Origin of the sequence: Microbispora sp. KK1-11 (genome assembly GCF_006874435.1) — a bacterium.
GTDB classification, from domain to species: domain Bacteria; phylum Actinomycetota; class Actinomycetes; order Streptosporangiales; family Streptosporangiaceae; genus Microbispora; species Microbispora catharanthi.
The window spans coordinates 23,113-47,970 of the sequence record NZ_VIRJ01000018.1 but is presented as its reverse complement, the minus strand read 5'-3'; the positions used below and the strand labels follow the sequence as shown (position 1 = coordinate 47,970).

The 24,858-nt window shown below is 74.5% G+C and carries 16 protein-coding genes; 5 read left to right on the top strand and 11 right to left on the bottom strand.

Annotated features, from left to right (window positions below; genetic code table 11):
- Positions 1 to 51: 51 nt before the first annotated feature.
- Positions 52 to 1,599 carry an amino acid adenylation domain-containing protein gene (locus tag FLW16_RS24500; protein ID WP_142562471.1) on the bottom strand — a complete coding sequence of 516 codons (1,548 nt, stop codon included), beginning with the start codon at positions 1,597 to 1,599 and terminating at the stop codon, positions 52 to 54.
- 52 nt (positions 1,600 to 1,651) lie between these two features.
- A complete protein-coding gene (locus FLW16_RS24495) occupies positions 1,652 to 1,915 on the bottom strand; it encodes an acyl carrier protein (protein ID WP_185949572.1) in 264 nt (87 codons plus the stop codon).
- 207 nt (positions 1,916 to 2,122) lie between these two features.
- Here FLW16_RS24495 and FLW16_RS24490 point away from each other — a divergent pair, with 207 nt between their 5' ends.
- Together FLW16_RS24490 and FLW16_RS24485 are read left to right on the top strand one after the other, a co-directional pair.
- Positions 2,123 to 4,180, top strand: coding sequence for an alpha/beta fold hydrolase (locus tag FLW16_RS24490; RefSeq protein WP_142562469.1), 2,058 nt, complete (start codon positions 2,123 to 2,125; stop codon positions 4,178 to 4,180).
- Complete coding sequence (locus FLW16_RS24485; RefSeq protein WP_142562468.1) at positions 4,177 to 5,010, top strand: class I SAM-dependent methyltransferase; 834 nt, start codon at positions 4,177 to 4,179, stop codon at positions 5,008 to 5,010. Before FLW16_RS24490 ends, FLW16_RS24485 begins: the two co-directional genes overlap by 4 nt.
- Before the next feature lie 204 nt (positions 5,011 to 5,214).
- Here FLW16_RS24485 and FLW16_RS24480 read toward each other — a convergent pair whose 3' ends face one another.
- Positions 5,215 to 5,931 carry a PIG-L deacetylase family protein gene (locus FLW16_RS24480; RefSeq protein WP_142562467.1) on the bottom strand — a complete coding sequence of 239 codons (717 nt, stop codon included), beginning with the start codon at positions 5,929 to 5,931 and terminating at the stop codon, positions 5,215 to 5,217.
- Between the two features lie 205 nt (positions 5,932 to 6,136).
- Between FLW16_RS24480 and FLW16_RS24475 the strand changes: the two genes are divergently transcribed.
- On the top strand, positions 6,137 to 6,544 hold the full coding sequence (locus FLW16_RS24475; RefSeq protein WP_142562466.1) for a DUF3224 domain-containing protein: 408 nt from the start codon (positions 6,137 to 6,139) through the stop codon (positions 6,542 to 6,544).
- A gap of 157 nt (positions 6,545 to 6,701) precedes the next feature.
- Positions 6,702 to 7,070, top strand: coding sequence for a VOC family protein (locus FLW16_RS24470; RefSeq protein ID WP_142562465.1), 369 nt, complete (start codon positions 6,702 to 6,704; stop codon positions 7,068 to 7,070).
- A gap of 124 nt (positions 7,071 to 7,194) precedes the next feature.
- On the opposite strand, the gene FLW16_RS24465 is transcribed toward FLW16_RS24470, so the two are convergent.
- The 7 genes from FLW16_RS24465 to FLW16_RS24435 all read right to left on the bottom strand — a co-directional run bounded on the left by FLW16_RS24465 (position 7,195) and on the right by FLW16_RS24435 (position 23,033).
- Positions 7,195 to 8,118 (bottom strand): DUF6039 family protein, encoded by a 924-nt coding sequence (locus FLW16_RS24465; protein WP_142562464.1) that lies wholly within the window; start codon positions 8,116 to 8,118, stop codon positions 7,195 to 7,197.
- 3 nt (positions 8,119 to 8,121) lie between these two features.
- Positions 8,122 to 10,575 carry an ACP S-malonyltransferase gene (gene fabD, locus FLW16_RS24460; protein WP_142562463.1) on the bottom strand — a complete coding sequence of 818 codons (2,454 nt, stop codon included), beginning with the start codon at positions 10,573 to 10,575 and terminating at the stop codon, positions 8,122 to 8,124.
- 88 nt (positions 10,576 to 10,663) lie between these two features.
- Positions 10,664 to 11,563, bottom strand: coding sequence for a DUF6039 family protein (locus tag FLW16_RS24455; RefSeq protein WP_142562462.1), 900 nt, complete (start codon positions 11,561 to 11,563; stop codon positions 10,664 to 10,666).
- A 204-nt stretch (positions 11,564 to 11,767) separates the two neighbouring features.
- On the bottom strand, positions 11,768 to 13,474 hold the full coding sequence (locus FLW16_RS24450) for an MDR family MFS transporter (RefSeq protein WP_221891266.1): 1,707 nt from the start codon (positions 13,472 to 13,474) through the stop codon (positions 11,768 to 11,770).
- A gap of 111 nt (positions 13,475 to 13,585) precedes the next feature.
- Positions 13,586 to 20,284 (bottom strand): beta-ketoacyl synthase N-terminal-like domain-containing protein, encoded by a 6,699-nt coding sequence (locus FLW16_RS44595; protein WP_221891265.1) that lies wholly within the window; start codon positions 20,282 to 20,284, stop codon positions 13,586 to 13,588.
- A 41-nt stretch (positions 20,285 to 20,325) separates the two neighbouring features.
- A complete protein-coding gene (gene fabD, locus FLW16_RS24440; protein WP_142562461.1) occupies positions 20,326 to 22,224 on the bottom strand; it encodes an ACP S-malonyltransferase in 1,899 nt (632 codons plus the stop codon).
- Complete coding sequence (locus tag FLW16_RS24435; protein WP_142562460.1) at positions 22,221 to 23,033, bottom strand: enoyl-CoA hydratase-related protein; 813 nt, start codon at positions 23,031 to 23,033, stop codon at positions 22,221 to 22,223. The genes fabD (FLW16_RS24440) and FLW16_RS24435 overlap by 4 nt, the downstream gene beginning before the upstream one ends.
- Before the next feature lie 176 nt (positions 23,034 to 23,209).
- On the opposite strand from FLW16_RS24435, the gene FLW16_RS24430 reads away from it, so the two are divergent.
- Positions 23,210 to 24,031 carry a 4'-phosphopantetheinyl transferase superfamily protein gene (locus FLW16_RS24430; protein WP_142562459.1) on the top strand — a complete coding sequence of 274 codons (822 nt, stop codon included), beginning with the start codon at positions 23,210 to 23,212 and terminating at the stop codon, positions 24,029 to 24,031.
- Between the two features lie 18 nt (positions 24,032 to 24,049).
- Here FLW16_RS24430 and FLW16_RS24425 read toward each other — a convergent pair whose 3' ends face one another.
- Entirely contained in the window at positions 24,050 to 24,844 is a 795-nt protein-coding gene (locus FLW16_RS24425) for a thioesterase II family protein (RefSeq protein WP_221891264.1), read from the bottom strand.
- Positions 24,845 to 24,858: the final 14 nt, after the last annotated feature.

Genomic DNA, 24,858 nt, shown 5'->3' with positions numbered 1-24,858 from the left:
GGTAAGAACGGGTCCGGCGGCGGCTCAGCTCAAGATTGAGCGCGGCTCAGCTCAAGGTTGAGCGCCGAGGCGGCGCAGAGCCCGCTCGCGCAGCGCCACCCGGTCGGCCTTGCCGTTGCGGTTCAGCGGCATTTCGTCCAGCGGCCACAGGTGCCGCGGCAGCATGTACGGCGGCAGCCGGTCGGCCAGCCGCGCGGCGAGCACGGGCATGTCGACGCCTCCACCGGCGACGTACGCGACCAGGACCTTCCCGGTCTCGTCGTCCAGGGCGAACACCAGCGGGTCACAGCCGGGCGCGGCCTCGCGCAGCGCGTGCTCGACCTCCGCCAGCTCGACCCGGTAGCCCTGGATCTTCACCTGGGAGTCGTCCCGTCCGAGGTGCACCAGCCCTGCCTTGTCGTCGAGCCGGACCCGGTCGCCGGTGCGGTACCACGTCCTGCCGTCGACCTGGTGGAACCGGCCCGCGTCGTTGACCGGATCGAGGTAGCCGCGGAACATCTGCGGGCCGGTCACGCACAGCTCGCCGGTCCGCTGGTCGGGCTCGGCGTCCGGGCCGAGCATCAGGAAGTCCATGCCGTCGTTGGGGTAGCCGATCGGCACGGTCTCGCCCTCCCAGTCGAGCGGCACACCCGCGGGCCATCGGTAGGCCGTGCAGGCGATCGTGAGCTCGGTCGGTCCGTAGATGTTGTCGAGGGCGGCGTCCGGCGCGGCCGCCCGCATCGCCCGCGCGGTCTCGACCGGTAGCGGCTCCCCGCAGAACACCGCGTAGCGCAGCCCGGCGAGCGACCCGGGCGCGAGCGCGCCCCTGGCCCGCACCGCGTTGACGAGGCTGGGGGTGGCATGCCAGAGGGTCAGGCCGTACGACCGGACGTACCGGGCCGGGTCGAGTGCCTGCAGCCGCGTCAGGGCGCACACGCAGGCCCCGCTGCCCCAGGCCATGAAGATGTCGAACATCGCCAGGTCGAAGGTGAGGTCGTAGACCTGGCTGAACCGGTCGCCGGGGCCGACGTCGTAGCGCGGCAGCGACGCCCGAAGGAACGCGCTCACGTTGCGGTGCGCGACCGGCACCCCCTTGGGCCGTCCCGTGGACCCCGAGGTGAACAGCACGTACGCGACGTCCTGCGGCGTGCGGCCCGACGGCGGGCGGAAGGAGTCCGCCTCGTCGTCGCCGGGCACCCGCACGGGCACGCCGGCGGGCACTGCGGCGGCGTCGGCGGCCAGGACGACGCGGACGCCGGCCGACTCGGCCACGCGCGCCGCCTGCGCGGCCCCGCCGGCGTCCACGACCAGACAGTCCACGCCCGCGGCGCGGGCGATCTCCGCGTTGCGCTCGGCGGGGGCCTCCAGGCCGAGCGGCACGGCCGCGGCCCCGGCGTACAGCGCGGCCAGCAGGCCGATGTACGCCTCGAGGCTCTTGTTCGCGAGCAGTCCCACGCGGCGCGGCGCCCGCCCGTCCTCGGTCAGCGCGGCGGCCCAGGCGCGGGCCCGCCGGTCCACCTCCGCGTACGAGAGGGTCACGGCGTGCACCCGCAGGGCCGGGCCGCCGGGATCGCGGGCCAGCCCGTCGAGGAACCATTCGTCCAGCAGCCGCTCCGTCATCAGTCCTCCTGAAGCTCGAACCGCACCGCCACCGGCGGCCCCGCGACCGGAGTCAGGGCCGGCCCGACGTGGCGCGCAGCCGGGTCAGCAGCGCCCACACGCTCCCCGGCGTCCGGAAGTTGGCGGGCACCAGGTCCTCGTCGGGGAACGTCACCCCGTACGCGTCCTCCAGCGCCGCGATGAGCCCCACGGTCGCCACCGAGTTCAGGCCGAAGGCCGCCGTCACCAGGTCGGGCGCCAGCGGCGCGCCCTCCGGCAGCGTGGGAAGGTAGGGCCGCAGGACGCTCTCGAACGTCTCGTCCCAGTGCTCCGTCACCGTTCGGTCCGCCTTTCGCACTCGATCGACGTCGCGCCCACGACGGCGGCGCGCCACGCGAGCGGGCGGTGTGGCGGCCCGCGCACAGTCCGGACGCGTGGGGGCGAAGGCCCGCCGCGTACCGCCGGATGCTAGGCAGGCGCGCCGGACCGATGCCGCTCAAAGTTGAGCAGACGGCCGCGGGCCGGTCTGGCGACGATCGAAAGCATGGCTCGTGACGTGCTGCTCGGCGGTTCGTCCGCCCTCCTCGCCGCCCGGCTCGCCGATCACCTCCTGGCCCGCGGCGCCGGCCGGGTGAGGATCGTCACTCCTCCCGGGCGGCCGCCCGCCTCCGCGGGCGGCGCCGCCCCGGACGACCGGCCGCGCGATCCGCGGCTGCTGGTCGTGGACGCCGGTCCGTGCGGCGACCTGCCCGAGGAGGTCCGGGCCGACGTCGTCTGGCTCCTCACGGGGGACGCCGGGGCGGTTCCCGGCCGAGACGCCCGTGCGGACGCGGCGCTGGCCCGGAGCGTCATCGCCCGCCTGCCCGTGCTCGGCGCGACCGGGATCGTCCACGTGACCGCCGACGAGATGTGCCGTCCCCTCGGCGCGGACGCCAGGCCGGTGGACGCGGCCGTCGCCCGTCTGCACACGGCGGTGGAGGAGGAGGTGGCGGCCGCCTGCGCGGAGCACGGGCTCGGCCACCGGCTGGTGCGCACGGTCTCCCCCGTCGACGCGCTGTCGCCCGCCGGCACGGTGTCCGCCGCCGGCCCTGTCGCGCCGGCCGGGGCCGTGCCGCCGAACACCCGGGTCGTGCCGCCGGCCGCTTGGCCGGGCGGACCCGTGCCCGCCGGACTGCACCGGTTCCTGGCCGCCCTGCGCTCGGTCGTCGACGAGGTCACCGCCCGTGCGCCGGATTACTTCGGCACACGGCCGCTGCGCTGCCTGCTCCCCCCGGAGTCCGCCGTACGGCTGACGCCGATGGACGAGGTCGCGCGCGTGCTGGTCGAGCTGGCGGACGATCCGGAGACGGCGGGCGGCCGGTTCCGCCTGGCCGCGTCCGAGGCCGTGCCCGCGGACGACCTGCTCCAGCGGATCGGCGACGTCTACGGGGTGCGGCTGCTGCCGGTGCACGACCCCGCCGAGCTGGATCCGATCGACCGGCTGCTGCACGACCGGCTCACCGGGTTCCTGGCCGAGCCGTCGCCTTGGACCGGCTGCCGGGAGACGACGCCGGGGCCGCTGGTGTGGGGGCCGCCCGCGCAGCGGGCGCTGCTGCGGCGGATGCGCCGCGCCCAGGAGACGGCCGGCGAGGCGGCCCGCGACCGCCGGGAGAGGCTGCCCGCGCGGCTCGTGCGCACCACCATCGACGTCGCGGGACGACCCCTGACCTACCACCTGGCGGTGCCCCCCGCCGTGCCGGGACCCGCCGGAACCCCGGCCCGAGGGGGACCCGGAGCCGAGCCGCTCGTGCTGCTCAACGCGCTGGGCCAGGGCCTGGCCTTCTGGCACCCCCTGATCGACAGGCTGTCGGCGCGGCGGCGCGTCCTGGTCGTCGATCCGCGCGGGCCCGAGGACGACGACCCGGCGTCCGTGCCCGGTCTGGACGACCATGTCGACGACCTGGAGGCCGTGCTCAAGAACGAGGGCGTCGAGCGCTGCCACCTCGTGGGCTGGTGCACGGGGCCCAAGCAGGCCGTCCGGTTCGCGGTCCGCAGGCCCGACGTGGTCGCCTCGATGGTGTTCCTCAACGGCTCGTTCCGGGTCGAGGGGGGCCACGACGACCTCGACACCCCCTACGAGCGGAACCTCGACTACCTGTGTCGGACGCTGGCGCGGCGGCCGGACCAGGCGGGGCGGCTGCTGCGCCTGTTCGGGGGCGAGGAGCCGCCCGCCTCCCGGCCCGACGAGGTGCTCGCCCTGACCAACGGCGCGCTGCGGGAGGAGGTCCGTGCGCCGTTCCTGTCGGCGCGGACCCTGGTGCCCTACGCCCTTCAGATGCTCGCCTTCTGGGGTGACGACGTGTCGGCAGAGGCCGGGCAGGTCCGCGTCCCGGTCCTGGCCGTCGGCGCGGAGCATGACCGGGTCGTCTCCACGCCGCGGCTGCGCGCGGCGGCGGCGCGTTTCCCCTCGGGACGCTTCGTGGAACTCCGCGGCGCGACGCACCAGTGCCTGTACGACCGCGCCGCCGTGCTGGCCGAATTGATCGAGGAGTTCGTGGCCGATCCCGCCGCGATGGCCGGCTCCGACGTGATCGCCGGCCTGGCGGGTGAGGTGGTCCAGTGACGCGGAGCGCCGGCGACGGCGACCGGTTCGACGCGGTTCGACGCGGTTCGAGACAGTTCAACGTTGAGGAGGAACGCCCGATGACGCAGGCGATGTCGTTCGACCGCGTTGCCGACAGCTACGACGAGATGCGAGGCGGCCTTGAGCGGGGCCGCCAGTCGGCGGCGTGCCTGGCCCCCCACCTGGTGGCCGGCACGACCCTGGAGGTCGGCGTCGGCACCGGCGTGGTCGCCGCGGGACTGCGCGAGCTGGGGCATCCCGTGATCGGGGTGGACATCTCCGAGCCGATGCTGCACCGGGCGCACGAGCGGCTCGGCGGCCGGGTGGCGCGGGCGGACGCCAGGGCGCTCCCCCTCCCCCGGGGCACGGTGGCGAACGTCGTGTTCGTCCACGTCCTGCACCTGGTCGGGGACATGGCCGCCGCCGTGGCCGAGGCGGCCCGCGTGCTGCGACCCGGCGGGCGGCTCGCCGCCGTGCACGGCAGCCCCGTCGCCGACCCCGACGAGCTGGTGGAGGCCCTCGACCGGCTGGCGCCTCTGCAGCCGCCGCGGCCGGACACCCCGGAGGGGCTCCTGTCCGCCGGTGAGGCCGCGGGCCTGCGGCCGGTGGAGCAGCACTTCGCCGCCGAGTACGAGAAGGCCACCTCCCCCGCGGAGCTGGCGGAGAGCATCGAGCGGCGGGTGCCGCCCTACCTGTGGCACGTGCCCGACGACGTCTGGCGGGACGTGGTCGTCCCGGTCGTCGCCGGCCTGCGGGCGCTCCCCGACCCCGATCGGCCGCGGGTGCAGACCTGGCGCTCGATGTGCACCGTCCTGGAGAAGCACGGCTGAGGCTCTGAAGCAGCACGAGCCGGGCGGAGCAGCACGTGCCAGGCCCCGCACGCCGCTCCGGGCGATCCTTCCGGCTCTCGCTCCGGGCGGTCCTTTCTGCTTTCGCGGCCGCTTGGCGAGCCGCGGCCCCGGCCCGGGCGGAGAAATCGGCCACGGGCCGGGGCGGGAGGACGGACGCCGCCGGACTCAGCGAGGAAGCCGGGCTCAGCGGGGGATGAGCTCGAAGGCGATCGCGAGCCGGCCGCCGAAACGCTCGCCCGTCTGGCGGGCCATCGCGGTCAGCGGGCCGCGCACGTCCGTGACGGGCGGCCGCAGGCCCGCGAGGTAGGCGCGGTGCGCCTCCAGGGAGGCCACGGCCTTGTCGATGGCGTCGGTGACGTCCACGGCGTGGGTGGGGTGCGGCGAGTTGGCGATGGCCACGTGGCGCACGCCCTGCCAGGGCTCCAGGCCGAGGTCGCGGAAGATCCAGCGGTTGCCCGCGTCGCCCACGGCGTCCAGCAGGGCTCGCCCGGTGTTGCGGTGGTCCGGCGGGTTCCACCGGCCGCTGAGGAACCGGTCGTGGTGGTTGAAGCCGATGACCAGCTCGGGCCGATGCCGCCTGATCTCCTCGGCGAGCCGCCGGCGCAGCGGCAGGCCGTACTCGACGACGCCGTCGGCGTAGTCGAGGAAGGTCACCGAATCCACGCCCACGATCGACGCGCTCTCGCGCTGCTCGGCCTCCCGTACGGCGGCCGCCTCCTCGGGCGGCATCCCGTCGATCCCGGCCTCGCCGCGGGTGAGCAGCAGGTAGCTCACGGACTTCCCGGCGGCGGTCCAGCTCGCGACGGCCCCGGCGGCGCCGAACTCGATGTCGTCCGGATGGGCCACCACCGCGAGTGCCGTGCTCCAGTCGTCGGGCATAGGCTGCAGTTCGTCGCTCATACCATTTAAATTAGCACGCCACGCCATTCTCGATAAAGGCCGGACGCGGCTTTTATAAAGCTCCGGAAATGCTCAATCCTGAGCAGACACACCCCCCGCCTGCCAGGCAGAATCCTGCAGAACAGTGTTGTCATGTTCCTGCGGAACAGCATCGTAATTCCACACCCGACAAATTCGGCGACATTCGAAACGCGGGAGGTTTCCGATGGGAAAGACCGCCACCGGGACGATGAAATGGGAGCCGTGGCAGCCGCAGCCGTACGCCGTGCAGGACGGCGGCCCGGTCCTGTCGCGGGGCACGGTCGTCAACCACTACACCGGCGACCTCGTGGCCACCGGCGCGCTGGAGTGCCTGGTCCTCACCGAGGCGGACGGCACCAGCCCGTTCCAGGGCCTGGAGCGGGTGACCGGCAGCCTCGACGGCCGCCAGGGCAGCTTCGTCTTCCGGCTCGACGGCGTCGTCCGGCCGGGCACGGCCGAGGCCACCCTGACCGTGGTGCCGGATTCCGGCACCGGCGACCTCAAGGGGCTGCGCGGCGAGGCCCGCTACACGAGCGGCAACGTGGGGCCGGACGGTCACGCGGAATTCACCTTCGAGTACGAGCTCGACTGATCGGCTGCGTACCATCGGAAATCGCGGCGCCGTCTGACGGCCGGTGAGAGCCGGCCGTCACGCGACGCCACCGCGCAGCATACGTCCGTCTGCGGCTCCGGAACGGGCCCGTCCGGCTCGTCCGGAGGCGCGGCAGCCAGACGAAGGGAGCTTCACCATGTCAGCCATCGGCACTCTCGCCGCGGTCTCGCTCGACTGCCAGGATCCCGCGGCGCTGGCGGACTTCTACCGCCAGGTCACCGGCTGGGAGGTGGTGTTCAGCAGCGAGAACTTCACCTATCTCGCCGGGAGCGACGGCGCCGTGCGCCTGAGCTTCCAGCGGGTGCCTGACCACCCGCGGCCCAGCTGGCCCGACTCGGCCAAGCAGTTCCACCTCGACTTCAGCGTGCCCGATCTGGACAAGGCGGAGCAGCAGCTGCTCGAGCTGGGCGCGACCAAGCCCGACTTCCAGCCGGGCGGCGACAAGTGGCGGGTGCTCCTCGACCCCGCGGGGCACGCGTTCTGCATCACCACGTACACGGGCTGAGCCACGTTCCAGGCGTAGCGGACAGCAGTCCCGCACGCAGCGGACAGTCGCGCGTGCAGCGAATGGTCACAGGGCAGCGGAAGGGGCCACGGCGGCGACGCCGTGGCCCCTTCCCCGTTCCGCCTCAGCCCCAGTACTGCGGGGTGAGCAGGACGTCCCGCGTGGTGCCCTGGACGATGATCTTGTCCCAGGCGCCGCCGCCCTTGTCCATCGAGATCCAGTCCTGGATGAACGAGGCGCGCGGGGCGTCGGGGTCGGTGCGCGCGTCGAGGCCCATCAGCAGGTACATCACGTCCAGCGAGCGCATGTGGATGAGGAAGTGCGCGCGGTCCATCCGGCCGAACGCCTCCTCGTACAGGAAGACCGTGGCCAGGCCGTCCATGTTGAGGTTCATGTTCTCGGCCACGGTCCGCGCGAACACCCGCGCCTCGGCGCGGTAGCGGTAGTCGAAGTCGACCGTACGGCGCATGACGACGCCCGCCGTGGCCGAGTTGAGCGTCTTGTCCGTCGGCATCGCGGTCTGCTCCTGGGCCGGCCGCACGTCGAACCGGGGCAGTCCGCCCTCTCCCGCGACGATGGGACTCATCGCCGGGTCCGCGGCCATCGCCTCGGTGGCGGTGCCGAAGATGCCCCATCGGTGCGGGAGCATGACGGTCTCCCGCACGCTGCCCGCCTCGAACAGCTCGTCCCAGACGTCGGCCTCGTGCGCGCCGAAGACGCCGCCCCGGATGTCGCCGCCCGGGCCGCCCATCGCCAGCAGCGCCCCGTAGTCGGCGTACGACGTGAAGTGCAGCAGCCAGTGGAGCCGGTTCTTCACGCCGAAGGTCTCCTCGTAGACGAAGACCGTGGCCGTCCCCGCGTGCTTGGCGTTGATGTGCTCGGCGATCTCGCGGGCGGCCTTCCGGGCGGCGGCGCCCTGCCCGGCGCGGATCTGCGCCACCCTCTCGACGATCACGCCCGCGTTCCCCGAGTGCAGGACGCGGTCCGGCGACTGCGACGTCTGGTGCAGCGCCGGCGGCACGGTCGTCTGTGTGGTGCTGTTCGACACCGTCTACTCCTTCGTGGACGTGGAATCTGCGGGGATGCGGCCGTCGAGGCATCGAGCGGCCCCGGTCATGAGCCGCTCGGCGATGACGTCGACGTGCCGGTTGCGCCAGTCCTCCAGCTCGGTGCCGCGGACGAACCGGTTGAACGCCCCCATCGCCGGGCCGCAGTGGATCTGGTAGTTGGCGCGCTCGGCCGGGTCTCCGGCGAGGGCGAGCCGATTGGAGTGGGCGAAATACCACTTGAAGACGAGCACCATCCGGTGGCGCGGGTCGCGCTCGGCCTTCTCGACGACGTGGGGCCGCCCGCCGGACAGGTAGTGGTCGCGGGTCTCCCGCCAAACCTCCTCGAGGGAACGGCGGAAGAAGGTGCGCTCGATGCTCGCCATCGTGGCCGGGTCGATCTCCTCCAGCGACCGGTGGCGCTGGTAGAGCTGGTGCAGCTTGGTCGCGCGGGCGGCGAACAGCGTCCCCTTCCGCACGACCTGCACCCGGGCCCCCAGCTCGAACATGTCGCCGGAGGGTGCGTACGCCGTGTCCTGCACGTCGAGCCCGGCCAGCAGGTCCTTGACGGTCTCGGAGGTGCCGGCCTCGGGGGAGCACTGGTTCACCGACCCCGTCAGCACGAAGTCGGCCCCGAGGACGAAGGCGGCGGCCACCGCCTCCGGGGCGCCGAGTCCGCCCGAGGCGCCGAGCAGGATCGGCGCGCGGTAGCCGTACCGGTCCGTGAGCTCGTCGCGCAGCCGGCGCATGGCGGGGACCAGCGTGAGCGCCACACCCGCGTCGGTGTGCCCGCCGGAGTCCGCCTCGACGCAGACCTCGCCGCTGACCGGCAGCTCCCGCGCCACCTCGGCCTCCGCCGGGGTGAGCCCGCCCTCCCGAATCAGCCGGTCGAGCAGCGCCTGCGGCGGCGGGCTCATGAACGCGGTGGCCACCTCCGGGCGCGACACCTTGGCCAGCACCCGCCGCACGGCGACCGGCCTGCCCTGGGCGTCCCGGTGCGCGCCGCTGAAGCGGAACCGCACCAACGGGGCCGTGACGTTGAGATACGCCGCGGCCTCGGCGAAGCGCACGTCGTGCTTGAGATACAGGGCGACCGTGCGCTCCTCCCTCGCGGGGTCGTCGAGGTCGTTGAGGAGGTTCATGCCGAACGGGACCTCGGGGCCGAGGCGGCGCCGGATGTCGAGCAGCGCCTGCTCGGTGCGCTCCAGCGACAGCCCTCCCGCGCCGAAGAAGCCCATCAGGCCCGAGCGGCCCATGCGCACGACCAGGTCGGCGGAGGAGATCCCCTTGTACATCGAGCCGGCGAGGTAGGCGTGCCGCAGCCCGTACTCGCGGCGGAACCGGGCGGAGCCCAGCCGCTCGGCCGCCGACGCGAGCCGCGCCTCCGTCTCGGCAGCGGAGTCCACCGCCGGCCCCGCCTCCCGCGAGGACGCCGGCCGCCGCGCCGGTCGGAGCGGTACGGCGGCCGGGCGGCCGGTCCGAACGGTCGGGGGCGCGTCCTCGACGGGAGCCGGAGTCACGGGAGCCGGAGTCACGGGGGCCGGAGTCACGGGGGCCGGAGTCACGGGGGCCGGAGTCACGGGGGCCGGAGTCACGGGGGCCGGAGTCACGGGGGCCGGCGTGCGGCGGGCCGACCGCCACAGCCCCGTGAGCACCGTGCCCGGGCCGACCTCGGCGACCTCGCGGACGCCGCGGTGGAGCAGATAGCTCATGCCGTCCCACCAGCGGACGGGGCTGGCGATCTGCCGGGCGAGCAGGTCCGCCACCCCGTCCGGCGGGTACGGCCGGGCGGTGACGTTGGCGACGACCGGCACCCGCGGAGGCGCGAACTCCACCTCGCGCAGGAACGCCGCGAACTCCTCGGCCGCCGGTCGCATGTGCCGCGAGTGGAAGGCCGCGCTGACGTTGAGCGGCACGCAGCGGGCGCCGCCCGCCCGTTCGACGGCCTCGACCGCCCGGGCCATGCCCTCCGGGGTTCCTGACAGGACCACCTGGTCGGCGGAGTTGTGGTTGGCGACGTCGACGTCCGCGACGCCGGCCTCCTCCAGCAGCGCCGCCAGGGTCGCGGCGGGCAGGCCGAGCACGGCCGTCATGACCCCGCCGTTGGCCCGGCCCATCAGCTCGCCCCTGCGCCGGACCAGCCGCACGCCGGTGGCCAGGTCGAAGCACCCGGCGGCGAACAGCGCGTCGAACTCCCCCAGGCTGTGCCCCGCGTAGAAGTCGGGTTCCGGCTCCTCGCGCAGCCGGGCCAGGTGGGTCAGCGCGTTGACGACGAACAGCGCCGGCTGGGCGTACTGCGTCTGCCGGAGCCGTCCGTCGGGGTCCTTCAGGCACAGGTCGCGAATCGAGTAGCCCAGGATCGCGTCGACCTCGGCGCACAGGCCGGGGAAGAGGTCGAAGAGCCCCTCCCCCATGCCCTTGCGCTGCGACCCCTGGCCCGGGAAGAGCCACGCGCGCATGATCAGCCTTCTCCTCCTCCGCCGGGTGCCGGCGGGCGCGGCGCGCCCGTCCGGAGCCCGGACTGGTCCGCTGTCACCGGGAAAGCCGTCACCGGGGAAGCTGGTAGGGAACCAGGAGCGTGTCGTGCAGCGTGCCGTCCACGAATGTCCTGGCCCAGGTGCCGCCGCCGCGGTGCGGCGCGATGAAGTCCTTCTCCAGGATCCGGCGGAAGTCGGGGTCGTGGTCGTCGAGGTGCATCAGCGTCAGGTAGTCCTCGAACGACCGCAGGTGGATCAGCCAGTGCAGCTGGTCCATCACGCCGAAGGTCTCCTCGTACAGGTACGACGTGACCCTGCCGGGCAGGACCTTGTTGACGTGGTTCTGCCAGGCGAAGGCGAAGTAGCGGGCCTCCTTGCGGAACTCGTGCTTGGCCTGGCCGACGCGGTGCAGGACGAGCTCGGCGTTGGCCGAGTTGAGCTGCTCCGACAGCGGCTGGGAGCTCTGCTTCCAGGCCGGGTCGACCCACAGGTCGCTCGGGACGTCCTCCTCGTTCTCATGGTGGGCGCCGTGCTGGGGCACCAGGATCTTCTCCTGCATCGTGCCCTCGACGATCAGCCGGCCCCACGCGCCGACGCCGTCGTCGTCCTTGACCCGGTCGGACTCGAGAAGGTCGATCATCGTCTCGTCGTGGTCGACCATCTCCAGGCTGATGCCGTAGTCGTTGGGCGACTTCCAGTGGATGAGCCAGTGGAGGCGGTCCTGCGTGCCGAACGCCTCCTCGTAGCAGAAGAAGGAGGCCCCGTTGAGGTCGGAGTCGTTCATGTGGCGGACGACTTCGGAGAAGAACTGGCGGCCCTCGGCCCGGTGGCTGTACTTGAGCTGGGCGTTGCGGGCGATGATGAAGCCCGAGTTGCCCGAGTGCAGCACCTTGTCGGCGGGGACGGAGGACTGGTGCTGTGCCGGCCTGATCCGGCCCGCGTCGAGGGTGGACACCGCCGTGTCTGACATTGCGCGATCCCTTCTCGAAGATCGGCGCGCGCCTGACGGATCTGCCCGCCGAGCGCGTGCGCCGCGTTCGGAGGAGACGATGGGGAACTGCGGCAGACGCTACTTGGCCGGTCAGAGCGTGTCTGCGCAATGTTGCGCAAGGAAAGGGGGCCCGATCGGCGATCGGGCCCCCTTGTATGCGGCGGGTCGGATGAAGGCGGCGCGTCAGCGCGAGCTGTTCACACGGCCGCCCTGCTCGGCGCCGGCCCGCTCCCGGCCGTCGGCCTGCTGCGGCGTCTGCCCGGGCCGCCGGGGCTGCTCAGGCTGCCGGGGCTGCTCAGGCCGCTGGGACTGCTCGGGCTGGTGGGACTGCTCGGGCTGCTCGGCGCCCGCCGCCTGCTGGGCGCCGTCCGCGGGCGGGGTCGTCTGCCGGGGCGGCGCCTCGCGCAGGAACAGCGACACGACCAGCGCGAGCACGACCACGGGCACGGCGACGAGGAAGACGTCGTCCAGCGCCTGCGCGAACGCGGCGAGCACGTGACCCCTGACCGGCTCGGCCAGCCGATGGACGGCCTGCACGTCGTCGGCCGCGACGCGCACGCCGCCCGCCTCGTCGGCGAGATGGCGGGCCAGGCCGGAGCTGAAGACCGCGCCGAGCACCGCCGTGCCGACGGCCGCGCCCATCCGCTGGAAGAAGTTCGCCGCCCCGGTGGCCGCCCCCAGGTCGCGCATCTCGACGGCGTTCTGCACGGCGGTCAGGACGGGCTGCATGGTCAGGCCGGTGCCCGCGCCGAACACGAACGAGAGCACGGCCACCCACCAGTACGCCGTGTCCACGGCGAGGCGCGACAGCGGCAGCATCGCCAGCACCAGCAGCACGGAACCGAGCACGGGGAAGACCTTGTAGCGGCCGGTGCGGGTGATGAGGTTGCCGGAGACGGCGGTGGCGATGATGATCCCGAACATCGCCGGCAGCATCGCCAGGCCGGCCGCCGTGGGCGACATGCCGGACACGACCTGCAGGTACACCGGCAGGAACACGATGCCGCTGAACATCGCGGCGCCGGCGAGGAACCCGAACACGTTCGCCACCCGGAAGACCGGGTTGCCGAACAGCCGCAGCGGGATGACGGGCTCGGCCGCGCGCCGCTCGACCACGACGAACAGCGCGGCGGCGACGGCGAAACCGGCCAGCAGGGCGAGCGACCCCGGAGCGGCCCAGCCGTACTCCTCGCCGGCCCAGTCGAGGTAGAGCAGCAACGCGGTGACACCGGCGACGATCAGCGCGGCGCCGAGGTAGTCGACGTGGTGCTCCCTGCGGGTCACCGGCAGCCGGAGGACGGCCGCGACGACGGCCAGCGAGACGAGGCCGACCGGCACGTTCACCCAGAAGATCCAGCGCCACCCCGGCCCGTCGGACAGCCAGCCGCCGAGCAGCGGCCCGCCGATACTGGCCAGGGCGAAGACCCCGGCGAAGTACCCCTGGTAGCGGCCCCGCTCACGGGGTGGTACGACGTCGCCGATGACGGTCAGCGCCAGCGCGAACAGCCCGCCGCCGCCCAGGCCCTGCAGGGCCCGGAACGCGATGAGCTGCCCGACGTCCTGGGCCAGGCCGCACAGCGCCGAGGCGACCAGGAACGACCCGATCGCGGCCATGAACGTCGACCGCCTGCCGTACAGGTCGGAGATCTTGCCCCACAGCGGGGTCACCACCATCGATGTGACGAGGTAGGCGGTGACCACCCAGGAGAGCATGTCCATGCCGCCCAGGTCGCTCACGATCCGGGGCAGCGCGGTGCTCACCACGGTCTGGTCGAGGGCGGACAGCAGCATGCCGGCCATCACGCCGGCCACCGCCAGCCGGACATGCGCGGCGGACAGGGCGGGGGCCGCCTGCCCGGCGGGGGGTGCGCCGCTGGCTGTGGTGCTCATCGTTTCCTCCCGTCTGATAAGGAACGTGGTCTGCGGACTGCGCCGCCGCCCGGATCGCCCTCCGCTCACTCGCGAGGACCTCTCGGGACGGCCGCCGTGCGGACCTCGGTCCTACTCGGTGAAGGAGAGCTCGAGCAGCGACGCGACGAGCTCGTCCTCATTCTGACCGGTGTCCTCACCGCGCGCAGTCCCGGCGGCCGGACCGGTCGCCGTCGCCGTCGGATCGGCCTCCCAGCCGAGCCACAGCCGCTTGCGCCGGAACACCGGGGCGGGCAGCGGCTCGCGGGGCGCCGGAGCGCCGTCGCGCAACCGCGGGTCGAGCCGGGCGGCGACGAGATGGGCGTTGGTGCCGCCGAGCCCGAACGAGCTGAGTCCTGCCACCCGCGTCCGCTCCCCCGGCGCCCAGGTGCGCAGCCGGGTGTTCGGGAAGAACGGCGAGGCCTCGAAGTCGAAGCGCGGGTTGGGGGTCTCGCAGAACAGCGTGGGCGGGATCTGGCCGTGCTCGACGGCGAGCACCACCTTGATCAGTCCGGCCACGCCCGCCGCGCTGAGCAGGTGGCCGACGTTCGACTTGACGCTGCCGATCGCGCACCAGCCGGTCCTGTCGCTGGTCTCGCGGTACACGTCGGTCAGCGCGCGCAGCTCGATCGGGTCGCCGATGAGGGTTCCGGTTCCGTGCGCCTCGACCATGCCGATCTCGTCGGCGCGCCGGCCCGCCGCCGCCAGGGCCTTCCTGATGACGTCGGCCTGGGCCGCCGGGTTCGGCGTGGTGATGCCCATCGTGTGGCCGTCGTTGTTCACGGCCACGGCCTCGATGACCGCGTGGACGCGGTCGCCGTCCGCGAGCGCGGCGGCCAGGGGCTTGAGCAGCACCGCCCCGCACCCCTCGCCCGGCACGAATCCGTCGGCCCGCTCGTCGAACGTGGCGCAGCGGCCCGACGGGGAGATGGCCCGGGCGGCGCTGAACTCCAGGTAGTGCTGCTCGTCGAGCAGCACCTCGACGCCGCCGGCCACGGCGATCTCGGCGTCGCCCGCCAGCAGGGCACGGCACGCGAGCTGCACACTGACGAGCGAGGACGAGCAGGCGCTGTCGACGACCAGGTTGGGCCCGCGGAAGTCGAAGTGGTGGGCGACGTGGGCCGCGATGAAGTTCTGGTCCGACTGCAGCACCGCGGGGCGCAGCCCGGCCCGTCTGCCGTAGGAGGAGATGCGGCCGCCGACGAACACGCCGACGTCCCGCCCCCACAGCTCGGCCCCGGTGTACCCGGCGTCGGCCAGGCAGGTCGCGGTGGCCTCCAGGAACAGCCGGATGCCGGGGTCGAGGCAGGTCGCCTCCTCGTCGCCCATGCCGAAGTAGGCCGCGTCGAAGTCCTCGATCCCGTCGAGGAAGCCGCCCCATTTGCTCAGCGACCTGCCCACGGCCGGAACCGGGCTGTACAGCCGCCGATGGTCCCACCGGGACGCCGGCACCTCGGTCACCGAGCAGCGTCCCGACAGCAGGTTGGCCCAGTAGGTCTCCACGTCGGGCGCGCCGGGGAAGCGGCAGGCCATCCCGATCACCGCGATCTTGCCGGCCGTCTCGTCGTCCCTCCCCACGCCGAAGGGCGGTACGGGCCGCTCCACCGCGGTCACGGGACCGGCGTCCGGCATCGGGCCCGGGCCGGGCTCCGGAAGCGCACCGGGATCGGGTTCCGGAAGCGCACCGGGATCGGGCTCCGGGGCGAACCGGGCCAGGTAGGCGGCGAGGCGTTCCAGCGTGGAGTGGTCCAGCAGGACGGACGGCTCCAGCCTTCGGCCCAGGTGCTCCTCGATCTGCTGGAGCAGCTCGCCCAGCATGACCGACTCGACGCCGAGCTCGGCGAAGTCGGCGGTGGGATCGAGGTCCGCTGCCGGGAGCCCCACGTTGCGCGCGAACAGCTCCACCAGCCACGCGGGCGGGCGGCCGCCGGTCGCGCCCGCGCTCACCGGCCGCCGCTCCACGGCAGGCACGGCCGGCCCGGTCGGCCCGGTCGGCGCGGACGGCCCGGTCGGCGCGGACGGCCCGGACGCCGCCGGCGAGGCGACGGCCATGCCGGTGGCGGCATCCCCGATGAGGGCGGCGGCACCCGCTTCCCCAGTACCGGTCAGGAGCAGGGCGCCGGGATCGGGCGCGACACCGCGCAGCGGCGGGCACGGCAGCACCGAGGTGCCGTCCGGCAGGGCGTCGGCGGGCAGGGCGAGCACGCGCTCCAGCACACGCAAACCCTCCGCGTCGCCGAGGCTGTCGAGCCCCGCGGGTTCGCAGACGTTGGGACCGCCGCGTCCCGACCCGCTCTCGCGCCACATCGGCCAGTTCACCGAGCGGAACGCGCCGTGGCCCTGCCGGGCCCTGCCGCTCACGAAGAAGTCCATGAAGGCGTTGGCGGCGGCGTAGTCCGCCACTCCGGCGGCGAGCCGGGGCACCGCCGCGCACACCGAGGAGAACGTGAGGAAGAACGCGGGCCGGTCGGTCTCGCAGACTTCGGCCAGCGCTTCCAGGCCGTCGGTCTTCGGTTCCAGCACGGCCCGCATCTCGACCGCGCCCTTGTGGGCGAAGACCGGGGTGCCCCGGCCGACCCGCCCCGCGCAGTGGACGACGCCGGCCACCGGGCCCCACGCGTCACGGACCGATCGCATGAACGCGACGAGCCCGGCCCTGTCGGAGAGCTTCCCGGTGTGCGCCCGCACCTCGGCGCCGAGGCGCTCCAGCTCGCGCACCGTCGCGACGGCGGCGGCCGAGGGCTCGGGCAGCGACGGGTCGTCCCACCGCTCCCTCGGCGGCAGGGACCGCGCGCCCACCAGGACGATCCGGCGGGCGCCCCTTTCCACCAGGTGGCGGGCCACCCGGGCGCCGATGCCCCGGGTCGCCCCGCTCAGCACGTACGGCGCGTCCGGCGCGAGCCGCAGCGGCACGTGCGGCGCGTCGACCGGCACCAGCCGGGGCTCGTGCCGCCGTCCCGCGCGGTGGCAGACCTCGCCGTACCGGCCGGGGTCGCCCCACTCGTCCAGCACCTGCCGGGCGACCTCGGCCGCCCGTGAGGCGGGCACGTCGGTGTCGAGCACGGTCGCCCGGATCTTGCCGTACTCCGCGCCGAGCATGCGGACGAACCCGGCCATGCGGGCGCCGGCGAGTGTGGCGGGAGCGCCCGGCGCGCCGAGCAGGCCCCGGGTGACGTGGACGACGCGCAGACCGGCGGCGTGCCGGTAGGACACGAGTTGCTGCAGCATGGCCAGCCTGGCCTGCCACCGTCCGGGTCCCGCCGGGGCGTCGAGGTCGCACAGGTCCACCCATCCGGACAGGCCGGGATGCCGGGCCAGCAGAACGCCGACGGCCTCGACCGCGCCCGCCTCGTCGTCGTACGAGAGAACGCCGCCGTCGCCGGAGGCAGGGCCGGTTCCGTTGCGGCCGGTTCCGTTGCGGCCGGGATCGGGGTGGGCGGGATCGGGGTGGGCGGCGCCTTCGCGGACCAGCAGCACCCGCCCCTGGCCCGCGGCGCGGGCCAGCTCGCGCGCCACGTTCTCGGTCCGGTCGTCGAAGACGCACAGCAGCGGCCCCTCGACGGAGGCGGGGACGCGTGCGGCGTCGGCGTGCACCCACTCCTTCCGGTAGAGCGGGATCTCCCGGCCCGCGTGAGGTCCCTCCCCCGTCTCCCGCCCGTACGGCGCGCCCGGCACCTCATGGACGCCGGCGGAGCCCGCGACCGGCGCACCGGCGCCGGGCTCGTACGGCCGCTCGGGCAGCCAGCACCGCATGCGGGCGAAGGGATACGACGGCAGGGCGATGACGTGCGGCGAGAAGCCCTCGGCGTCCCGTCCGGCGTGCTCGGGTCGGGAGGTCCCGGAGTGCCGGAGGCGGGGCCCGTGCAGGCGAGGCCAGTCCACCCGGCCGCCGCCCACCCAGTGGGCGGCGATCTCCCGCAACTCGTCCTCGCCGAATCCGGGGACGTACGCCGAATCGGACGCGGGGTCGGAAGCGGGGTCGGAAGCGGAGTGCGGTCCCGCGACGGGAGCATGCCCGGGATCGGGGGCCGGGACGCGCGGGAGCACGGGTCCCGGCTCCTGCCCAGGGCCGGGGGTGCGGCCCCGCAGCACGCCCGGCGGTTCCTCCCCGGCGGCGAAGCGCTCCAGGAGACCGGCCGCCTCCCGGAAGTCCGCCGTGACCAGGGCGAGCCGTTCCCGCAGCGGCTCTCGGCCGGCCTGCAGCGTGTAGGCGACGTCGGCCAGGTCGTGGCGGCCGTCCGCGTCGCGGAGCCAGGTCGCCATACGGCCCGCCAGCCGTCGCAGGGCGTCCCGATCCTGTCCCGAAAGCACCAGCGCCTGCGGGCGTCCTGCCGCGAAGCGGGGCCGTTCGGGGACGTCCGCGTACTCCTCCAGGACGACGTGGGCGATCGTCCCGCCGGCCCCGAAGGAGCTGACGCCGGCCCGGCGCGGCAGCGGACGGCCATGCGCGTCCTCACGCTCGGGCCAGGGCGCGGCCTCGCGTTGCACCCGGAACGGCACGCGGTCCCAGGCGATCTTCGGGTTGAGCTCCTCGGCGTGCAGGGACGGCGCGAACGTGCGGTGCCGCATCTGGAGCACGACCTTCGTCAGGCCCGCGATGCCCGCGGCGGCCTCCACATGACCGATCGACGACTTGACCGAGCCGATCGCGACGGCGCCCGGGGGAAGGCCTGCGTCGCCGAAGGCCCGCATGAGCCCGTCGATCTCGATGGGGTCGCCCAGCGCCGTTCCGGCTCCGTGCGCCTCCAGGTAACCGATGGTCGCCGGGTCGACTCCCGCGTCCCGCAGCGCGTCGCGCACCATCTCGCCCTGCGCCGCGGGGTTGGGCACGATCCAGCCGTTGGTCCTGCCCATGTGGACGACGGAGGTGCCGCGGATCACCGCGTGCACGCGGTCGCCGTCCTCAAGCGCGCGGCGCAGCGGCTTCAGCACGACGACGCCGACGCCCTCCGACGGCACGAACCCGTCGCCGCCCAGCCCGAAGCTGCGGCAGCGCAGGTCGGAGGCGGTCAGCTTCATGCGGCGCTGCTGGATGAACTTGTTCGGGTGCAGGGACAGGTTGACCGCGCCCGCGATCGCCATCTCGGCCTCGCCGCGACGCAGCGCCTGCACGGCCAGGTGGATGGCGACGAGCGAGGACGAGCACATCGTGTCGACGGTCATGCTGGGCCCGCGCAGGTCGAAGTGGAACGAGACCCGGTTGGCGATGCCGCCGATGGCCGACCCCGAGTCCTGGGGGTTGCCCCGCAGGGTCTGCTCGACGCCGAAGAAGGGGTACTCGTTGTACATCGAGCCCGCGTACACCCCCACCCGGGAGTCGTGCCGCTCACGCAGCCGCCGCCGGGGGTAGCCGGCGTCCTCCAGCGCCTCCCAGGCCACCTCGAGGAACAGCCGCTCCTGCGGGTCCATGAGGGCGGCGTCCCTGGGTGTGATGTTGAACAGCAGCGGGTCGAACGTGTCGACCTCGTCCAGGAACCCGCCCCACATGATGTCGGCGGGCCAGCCGGGGCGGCGCCGCGCGGACGGCAGCGGCCCGACGCAGTCGCGCCCGGAGACCAGGTTCTCCCAGAACCGGTCGAGGTCGGGGGCGTGCGGATACCGTCCGGCGATGCCGACGATGGCGATCGCCCGGTCGTCGTCGCGCTCGCCGTCCCCGCGTCGGTCGTCGCGCGCCGCGAGCGCCTTCGAGGCCCCTGCCTCCCGGTCCCGTGTCCCCGGCTCGGCCGGTCCGCCGTCCCCTTGGGCGTCGCCGTGTCCGCTCCCGGACGCGGACGCCGCACGGCACGCCTCGTCCGCGAGCCAGGGACCATCGAGATCGAGGAGCGCTCCCGCCACCCCGGCCAGATCGCGGTGCTCGAAGAAGAGCGTCGGGGAGACCTCGCCCAGGTCGCGCGCCAGCGCGTCGTTCAGCCGGGCCACGATGTACGACGTGAGCCCGTAGTGCTCCAGCGGCACATAGGCGTGCAGCTGGTCCACCGGTATGCCGGAGACCTCGGCATACCGCGCCTTGAGGTAGTCCTCCACCCGGGCGCGCAGGAGGGGGTCGTCCGCGGGAGCACGGCCGGGGCCGCCCCCCGGAGTGTCCACGCCGCCGGAAGCGCCATCGGCGGAAGCGGCGGCGGGCCCGTCCCCGGCGAGGGCCCCGGCGGTCTCCGTCCGCCCGGTGTCGAAGGACGGGGTGTCGAAGGACGGGGTGTCGAAGGGGTATGTGGGCAGCGGGACGCGGGCGCCCGGCACCGGCCAGCAGTCCTCCCACACCACGTCGTGCCCGGCCAGCCACGCCGCCGCGGCCTCCGTCTCGGAGGGGACTCCCCCATCGGCCCCCGCCGCGGCATGGCCTCCCTCCGCGGTCCCGGACCCGTCGAACGCCCCGGCGGGAGACCGGCCCGCCGGGGTTCCGGACGTGCCGGGGGCGGTCGGCGGCGGGGCCACCGCCGTTCTCAGGGCGGGGTGGTCGCGACCGGCCGCCATGGCATCCAGGGCCTCGGTGAGTGTCTCCAGGTCGGCGCAGCGGACGGCCAGCCGATGGGACATCGCCACCCGGCCCGTCTGCAGGGTGAACGCGACGTCCGCCAGCGGGGGGGCCGTGCCGGCGGCGCGCGCCGCGACCACATGGTCCCGCAGCCGCCGGGCGTAGCGGCCGAGGTGTTCCGCGCTCGCGGCCGACAGCACCACGACGTGCGTGCGGGGTCCGGGCGGCGCCGCCCGGCCGTCTCCCGGGTCCGGGGCCCTGGAGACTCCAGGGCCGTTGGCCCAGGGCTCCACAAGCCGTTCGGGCTCTGTCCGGTTCATCTCGCCTCACAGATGCGTCGACGGTCGGTCTTCGGGTGTGGTCACGCGCCGGTCGGCACGGGCCGGGCGCCGGGCGGCGCCAGTGACGTCAGGCGCCGGGCGAGCAGGCCGGCCGCGGCCTCCATGAGCCGCTCCGCCTCCACCTGCTCCACCTGCTCCACCTCCACCTGCTCCACCTCCACCTGGCCGCCCGGGGGGAGGAGCGGAGGTCGCTCCGGTGCGCGGCCGCCCGCGCCGCGGGACTCGACGTCGCGGGCCGCGACCACGAAGTCGGCGCCCAGCACGAACGCGACGGCGGCGGCCTCCGGTGTCGCGCACGCCGCCCCGACCCGGACGTGGTGTCCGTGTGCGGCCACCACCTCGTCCCGGCGGCGCAGCGCCTCGGGCAGCAGGACCTCCAGCCCCGGGCCCGCGGACGAGCAGTCGAGGCAGACGTCCTCACTCACGGGCAGGCGCCGGGCGACCTCCACCTCGGCGGGGGTGAGCGCTCCCCGGGCGGACAGCTCGGCCAGGATCGGCTCCGCCGGGGGCCGCATCAGCCGTTCCGCCAGGTCGGGAGCCGCCACCCGGGCGACGAGCCGGTTGGGCGCGACGGGCAGGCCTGCGGCGTCGCGGTAGGCCCCGGCGAAGCGGAAGCGCACCACCTCAGAGGGCGCCTGCGCGAGGGGCTCGTGCGGGATGGTCACGTGCAGGAAGCGCACGCCGTAACGCAGGCAGAGGCCGGCCACGCGCTCCTGCTCCGCCTCGTCACGGCCCGTACGGCGGGCGTCCAGGGCGACGCCGTACGGCGCGCCGGGACCGAGGTCGCGGCGCAGGCGCTGGACGGCCCGCTCCACGTCGCCGGCGGGCAGGCCGTCCACGCCGAGGAAGGCGAGCACTCCCCGCCGGGCGGTCCGGGTGACCTCGTCGGCCGAACCCGCCGCGTTCGCGTCCGCCGGCGCCGCGCATGCCAGGCGCGTGCCGTAGTCCCTCCTGAACTCCGCCGAGCCGAGGCGTTCCGCCGGGACGCGGTACGGCTCCCCGCCGGGGCCCGGACCGACGGACTCGCGGCCGGCCCGGACGGCCGGCCCGGCGGAGCCGGGCGTGGACGCGACGAGGTGTCCTTCGGCCTTGCGCCACAGTTTGGTCAGCACCTGCCCAGGGCCGATCTCGCGGACGTCGCGCACGCCCTGCCCGGCCAGGTAGACCATGGTGTCCCACCACCGCACCGGGCTGCGCACCTGCCGCGCGAGCAGGTCGGGCAGGGTCTCCGGCCGGTGCGGGCGGGCGGTCACGTTCGACACGACAGGCACGCGCGGCGGGGCGAAGTCCACCGTGCGCAGGTATTCGGCGAACGCCGCGGCGGGGAACGCCATGTACCGCGAGTGGGCGGCGATGCTCACGTTGAGCAGCACGCACTTGCCTGCGCCCGCCGCGCGCAGGACTGCGGCGAGCGCGCGCACCGAGTCCTCGGGGCCCGACAGCACGACCTGGTCGGGCGAGTTGTGGTTGGCGAGGTCGACGTCGGTGGCGCCCTCCTCGGCCAGCACCTCGCGCAGCCGGTCGACCGGCATCCCGACGACGGCGAGCATGCCGCCGCCCCGGGCGCGGGCCATCAGCTCGCCACGCCGCCGCACGATCCGCAGGCCGGTCTCGAAGTCGAAGCATCCCGCGGCGTGCAGCGCGGCGATCTCGCCGAGGCTGTGCCCGGCGAGGTAGGCGGGAGCGGGCCCCTCCTCCAGCGCCGCCCGATGGGCGAGCGCGGCCACGGCGAACAGCGCCGGCTGGACGTATCGCGTGTCGTGCTGGAGTCTCTCCTCGTCTCCCGCGCACAGGCGGCGCAGCGAGACCCCGATGATCTCGTCGGCCCGGGCGACCAGATCCGGGTAGCGGTCGAGCAGCCCGGCGCCCATGCCCTGGCGCTGCGCCCCCTGCCCCGGGAAGATCCAGGCGACGCTCATGTGCCCCTCCTTCCGTCCGCGTCCGCGAGCGGGCGTGTCCCACCCCCCGCGCCGGTCTCCCACGGCATCCGCTGGTGCAGGGTGAAGGCGGCGATCCGGTCCCGTACGGCAGGCGCCCCCATCAGGCGGGCGAACTCGGCGGCGGCGACGCGGCCGGTCTCCTCGGTGACCGGCCAGAGCAGGCCGAAGTAGCGCTTGGCCTCCCCGATCGCCTCGGGGGCCACCTTGGTCAGCCGGAACGCCAGGCGGCCGAGCGCGGCGGCCGGGTCGTCGCACACCTCGTCGACCAGCCGGTCGCGGTGCGCCTCCGCCGCGGACACGGGCTTGGTGGTCAGCGTCATCGCGTACGCCGGTTGGAAGCCGGTGCGCCGCACCAGGAACGGCAGGACCGCGCACGGCAGCAGCCCCCACAGCGCCTCGGGCAGGCTGAACGTGCTGCGGGGCGTGGCCAGCACGAGGTCGCAGGCCGCCGCCAGCCCGACCCCGCCCCCGGCGGCCTGGCCGTCGACCTCCGCCACCACCACCCGTGGCGTCGTGCTGATCCTGCGCAGGAGGGCGTGGAAGTCCGCCACGCCGCCGTCGCCCTCGGGCGCGTCCACCGCCTCGGCGAGGTCCATGCCCGTGCAGAACACGCCCGGGCGGCCCGCGAGCACGACGATCCGGCAGTCCGGCCGGTGCTCGGCCTCGTCGAGGGCGTGCCGGATCTCGGCGATCGTACGGGCGTCGAGACCGTTGCGCCGGTCCGGCCGGTCGAGGGTCACCCGCATCGTGTCGGGGGACGCCTCGACGCGGATGCCCCGATAATCCATGGTCATCTCCATCGGGCGGCGAGGGCGACGATCCGGTTCTACCGTCGGCCGGGAGCGGCGTCTGCTCACCATTGAGCAGGCCGCGTCCCCGCTTGCGGGGGACGATTGCGGCGGCGCGTCCCCGGAAGCGGGGAGGCAGGAGACAGACAGCGGCGGGATCGGAGGCGGGCCGAGCGGTGACGCTCACGGGACGGGCGACGGCGTCCGCGGACGGAAGGGACTCGACGGAGCCGCGGATCGCGGCGGGCGAGGTGCACGTGTGGGTGGCGGACCCGGACGCGCTGGATCGCGACGGGACGCTCGGCGGCTACCGCGCGACGCTGTCACAGCCGGAGCGGGACCGGGCCGCCGCCTTCCGGTCGGAGGCGGACCGGCTGGCGTTCGAGGCCGCGCACGGCCTGGCCCGAGCCGCGCTGACCTGGTGCGCGCCCGCCGTCACCGCGGACGCGTGGCGGTTCACGACCACACCCCACGGCAGGCCGGAGATCGTCGGCCAGCCGCCCCTCCGGCCGCTGCGGTTCAACATCTCCCACACGGCGGGACTGGTGGCCTGCGTGGTCACGCTGGGCGCCGCCTGCGGGGTGGACGCCGAGCGCGTGCACCGCCGGGCCGACCCGCTGCGGCTGGCCCGGCGGGTCTGCTCGCCCGCCGAGTACGCCCGGCTCGTCCCGCTCGACGACCCCGACGCCCGGGCCGACCTGTTCTTCCGCTACTGGACGCTGAAGGAGGCGTACGTCAAGGCACGCGGATACGGGATGACGCTGCCGATGAACGAGTGCGACTTCGAGATCGCGGCGTCCCTCCCGGCGGGGACGCCCACCACGGTGGAGGGGCGGAGCGTGGCCCGGTTCGGCCCTCGGCTGCGCGACGACCCGGCACGGTGGCGCTTCGCCCAGTGGCGGCCCGGCCCGCGCCACCTGCTCGCCCTCGCCGTACGGCGGGAGCCCGGCCTGCCCTGCGCGGTCGTCGTCCACCCGGCCCCGCCGCCCCTGCCGTGAGGCGTTCAGTAGGCCCGTTCAGGAGGTTACGGACAGCAGGCGGCGCAGGTCGGTCCTGAGGGCGTCGATGAAGTCGGGCCTGACGCCCTTGAGGTAGAAGTGGTCGCCCGCGAACACGCGGAGGGTGAAGGGGCCGGTGGTCACCTCCCGCCAGGCCAGCATCTCCTCGGGCGTGACCTCCGGGTCGGCGTCCCCCGTCAGCCCGGACACCGGGCAGGACAGCGGCGGACCCGGAAGGGGCCGGTAAGTCTCGTTCAGCGTGAAGTCGGCCCGCATGCCGGGCACGAACAGCCGGAGCAGGTCGGGCTGCCGCAGCACCTGGTCGGGGATGCCGTTCAACCGGGCGACCGCCGCCACGAACTCCTCATCCGGCAGGCCGTGCAGGTCGGCTCGGCGTTTGGGCAGGTGCGGGGCCCGGCGGCCGGACACGACCAGCCCCGCGGGCGGGGTGGCCGGGCCCGCGGACAGGCGGCGGGCCACCTCGTAGGCCACCGCCGAGCCCATGCTGTGGCCCATCAACGCGTACGGCCGGTCGAGATAGGGCAGCAAGCCGTCCACCACGGCGGGGACGAGCTCCTCCATCCGCGTGTACGGCCGCTCCCGCAGCCGCCACTCGCGGCCCGGCAGGACGACCGGGCAGACCTCGACCTCCGGCAGCAGCAGCGGCCGCCACGGCCGGAAGAAGCCGGCTCCTCCACCCGCGTGGGCGAAGCAGAACAGCCGTGCCGGCGCGTCCTGTCGCCCGGCGTCACTGCTCAGCCAGGCCGGCGGCGCCGGCTCCGGCCCTTTCGGGTACGCCTGCACGATCGTCACGCGACCACCTCCTC

Coding starts and splice junctions, on each gene's coding strand:
- FLW16_RS24500 (WP_142562471.1), bottom strand. CDS start 1,599: ATGACGGAGCGGCTGCTGGACGAATGGTTCCTCGACGGGCTGGCCCGC.
- FLW16_RS24490 (WP_142562469.1), top strand. CDS start 2,123: ATGGCTCGTGACGTGCTGCTCGGCGGTTCGTCCGCCCTCCTCGCCGCC.
- FLW16_RS24480 (WP_142562467.1), bottom strand. CDS start 5,931: ATGAGCGACGAACTGCAGCCTATGCCCGACGACTGGAGCACGGCACTC.
- FLW16_RS24475 (WP_142562466.1), top strand. CDS start 6,137: ATGGGAAAGACCGCCACCGGGACGATGAAATGGGAGCCGTGGCAGCCG.
- FLW16_RS24470 (WP_142562465.1), top strand. CDS start 6,702: ATGTCAGCCATCGGCACTCTCGCCGCGGTCTCGCTCGACTGCCAGGAT.
- fabD (WP_142562463.1), bottom strand. CDS start 10,575: ATGCGCGCGTGGCTCTTCCCGGGCCAGGGGTCGCAGCGCAAGGGCATG.
- FLW16_RS24455 (WP_142562462.1), bottom strand. CDS start 11,563: ATGTCAGACACGGCGGTGTCCACCCTCGACGCGGGCCGGATCAGGCCG.
- FLW16_RS24450 (WP_221891266.1), bottom strand. CDS start 13,474: ATGAGCACCACAGCCAGCGGCGCACCCCCCGCCGGGCAGGCGGCCCCC.
- FLW16_RS44595 (WP_221891265.1), bottom strand. CDS start 20,284: ATGAACCGGACAGAGCCCGAACGGCTTGTGGAGCCCTGGGCCAACGGC.
- fabD (WP_142562461.1), bottom strand. CDS start 22,224: ATGAGCGTCGCCTGGATCTTCCCGGGGCAGGGGGCGCAGCGCCAGGGC.
- FLW16_RS24435 (WP_142562460.1), bottom strand. CDS start 23,033: ATGGATTATCGGGGCATCCGCGTCGAGGCGTCCCCCGACACGATGCGG.